This is a genomic window from Parabacteroides sp. B2-S-102 (assembly GCF_023656665.1).
Classification (GTDB): Bacteria; Bacteroidota; Bacteroidia; order Bacteroidales; family Tannerellaceae; genus Parabacteroides; species Parabacteroides distasonis.
The window spans coordinates 1-2,939 of sequence record NZ_JAMOKM010000044.1 but is presented as its reverse complement, the minus strand read 5'-3'; the positions used below and the strand labels follow the sequence as shown (position 1 = coordinate 2,939).

The window sequence follows — 2,939 nt, the reverse complement described above, 5'->3', positions numbered from 1 at the left end:
GTAAGTATTCGATAAACTCCCTCGTATATTGGGTAACGTATGTTCATAATGTCGTTTATTCATTTTATCGTTCTATGATTTATTGTTACATCAATTCAACCCAAAGATGTGCGGGTTCTATAGTAATTGATATTATCCCTACTAATGGAGCGGATAAAAGGAAGTTTTTCCCCTTTGCCCCTTATTTTCCTGTGACAAATGTGATAAAGCGATATTTTTATCCCTACTTTCCCGCCATAATTGGTATAAAAGGGTATTCTTTCCCTTATTTTCCCTATTTATCGGGGATAATGAAGATAAAAACGGCACTTTATTCCCTATTTTCCCGTCTTGATTGGCATAAAACGGTAGTTTTCCCGTGTTTAGGCGAGATTTACGAAGGTATCAGGAGTCTTTCTTGGGAGATTCCGGTGACGTAACGGATAATATCTTGCCCTTGGATAACAGATTGTCAGGTAACAATTCGGCCAGATCCATCGAGTAGTCATCGTCATAATCATGTATATGTTCAAGGAAGTAGATCAGCCACGTGCGGAAGTCAGCCCCGGCAGCCTTGCAGCAGCCGAAGAACGAGTAGAGCACCGCCGCATCTTCAGCGGCATCATTATTGCCACAGAACAGGTAATTACGTCTGCCGCACGCGACAGGCCGCACTTTATTTTCTATCTCGTTATTATCCGGTCTGTAACGACCGTCCAGATGGTACCTGGAGAGTTTGTCGAACCTTCCGTATGTATATTTTATGGCTTTTCCGATCGGACTGTCTTTCATTACTTTGGGATATTCATTGACCAGCCATTTCTCGAAGCGCACAAGTATGGGATATGCAAGACGTGCCCTAAGTTCAGCCCTCTGTTCGTAAGTCAGGCGTTCATCGTCAGCCTTACGCTCCACGTCATAAAGCAACTGTATCTGTGCGAGCGCATAGTCGGCACGCTGCATGTCATTCTTTCTTGCCTCCCAAAAATGTCTGCGTGCATGGGCCCAACAGCCAAGAAGGATAATACCTTTCTTGGCGTCCAGCATCTCGTACCTTTCGTATCCGTCCGTCTGTATGGCTCCCCGGAACTTGCCGAAGAGTTTCAGCACCACCTTTCCACTTCGGGAACCCTTGTCATAGTAAAAGAACTGACGTCCGGTCATGACACTGCGCACAAGCCAGATATAACCTTTGACCGTCTTGTGTCTCTCGTCATTCATCACGGGGATTGTCGTTTCATCCGACTGTATGTAGTCAGTCTGCATCACCAGCTCCCATAATCGGAAGTAAAGGGGCCTTAGCAAATCCGCCACATCCTTGAACCAGTCGTTGACCGTTGACGCGGGGAGATGTACCCCCACACGTTTGAACTGTTCCAGTTGCCTGTGGAACGGTATGTGATCCACATATTTCCCTATCATCATGTCTGCCAGCAATGAGGCAGAGGCATAGCTCTTTGCTATTGGCATGACGGGAAGCGGGCCGGTCTTGAACTCGTTTGTACCCTTCCGTTTGGCTGTATGGCGCACTATCCTGCGGATATAGAACTTCTCGGGCTCGTGCATAAGGATCTCGGTCACTTCCTCTCCGGGAAGGAGCGTCCACTCTTCCGGATTATACCCTTCGGGATATATATGGACCACCTCACGCTCAAGATTCTCCGGAAGGGATTTTCTCGCAGGATGCTGCTTCCCCGCTTTTTTACGGGCGATGATCGCTTCTCTGGTAGCCTTCAACTCCTTTTCTGCTTCTTCTGCGGCTTCAGCCTCCTGGGGAAGCATGTCAAAGCCTTCAAAATCCAGCCAGCGGTCCTGGGCGTCAGGCTTTATGAACTTTTCCGCCTTCTTACCGTACAACTGCCGTTCAAGATAGGATACACGTTGCTCCAGACTGTTGATTTTTGCTTCCTTTTGGGCGATTATGGCATCCTTGTCAGACAATAAAGCCTCATACACCTCTTTGTCCGCAGCTTTAAGGGGCTGCGTGGACACCATCTCCTTCAACCGGCTGTTTTCTCTATACAGACAGTCGCATTTGTGCATGAGATCCTTTATCAGTAATTCCTTATCGGTTGGCATAATCGTTTAAATATGATGCTAAGATACTAAAAAACAGCCGGAATACGGCATTGTATATGTTATAATTTGTTACAACTACAACCCATGGAAACCACTCCTTTTATAACGCCTGACCTTGCTGCCGTCCATTCCTTGAACCATCATCACAAGGTCATTCCAGAAGGTTTCAATCGCTTTAATCCGACCTTCCTCCGTATTTATGACCGGCAGATGGAAGTGCCCATGTTCCAGCCTCATATGGTATATCACCAGACCACCATATTCCATATGGAGGATTTTCATACAGGTACAATTCGCATTGATAAAAATGAAAGCGTCACCGTCCCGTACATTCTTTCCCATCTGGTTGGTCACGATGCCGCTAAGCGTATAAAAACTCTTACGCATGTCTGTCGGATACGGGTAAAGATAATATCTGTTGGATTCATTCAAAGAAAACATAGGCTAACGGTTTGAATTCAAAAATATCAGGGTTTGCAATACCTCCGGTGACAAAGGGCTGTTCAAGCGGACTGTGACGCCATTGGGATAGGAGATCTCACATAGCGGCTGGGGAATTGGCGACGGGCTGACCGGAGGGGCAGACAGCAGGGATTTCTCCTTATGGGGAAGACTGACCTGGCCCTTACTGTTTACCTTTACCGGGATAAAGCCGCCTTTGCGCAACAGCTTGGAACGCCACTCGTAGAAACGTTTGGGACGAATACATTCATTCGAACAAAAATCCATAACTGACAGTCCGCTCGACTTGAAACGGGAATAAATAGATTCAAAATCTTCCATGGTCCATTGATGTGACATAACAATTGAGCTTTTTTACTTTGATTACAAAAGTAATATCACATTTTTAGAATGAAAGGGGGAGTTTATCGAATGCTTAC

The 2,939-nt window shown here is 46.1% G+C and carries 3 protein-coding genes; all 3 read right to left on the bottom strand.

Going from position 1 to position 2,939, the window contains the following annotated elements; translation table 11 throughout:
• Positions 1–384: 384 nt before the first annotated feature.
• The 3 genes from NBH07_RS22365 to tnpA all read right to left on the bottom strand — a co-directional run bounded on the left by NBH07_RS22365 (position 385) and on the right by tnpA (position 2,859).
• Complete coding sequence (locus NBH07_RS22365) at positions 385–2,058, bottom strand: IS66-like element ISBf10 family transposase (protein WP_004312011.1); 1,674 nt, start codon at positions 2,056–2,058, stop codon at positions 385–387.
• Positions 2,059–2,133: 75 nt separating this feature from the next.
• Positions 2,134–2,499, bottom strand: a complete 366-nt coding sequence (gene tnpB, locus NBH07_RS22360; protein ID WP_004312010.1) for an IS66 family insertion sequence element accessory protein TnpB — start codon at positions 2,497–2,499, stop codon at positions 2,134–2,136.
• Positions 2,500–2,502: 3 nt separating this feature from the next.
• A complete protein-coding gene (tnpA, locus tag NBH07_RS22355) occupies positions 2,503–2,859 on the bottom strand; it encodes an IS66 family insertion sequence element accessory protein TnpA (protein WP_004319780.1) in 357 nt (118 codons plus the stop codon).
• Between the last annotated feature and the right edge of the window lie 80 nt (positions 2,860–2,939).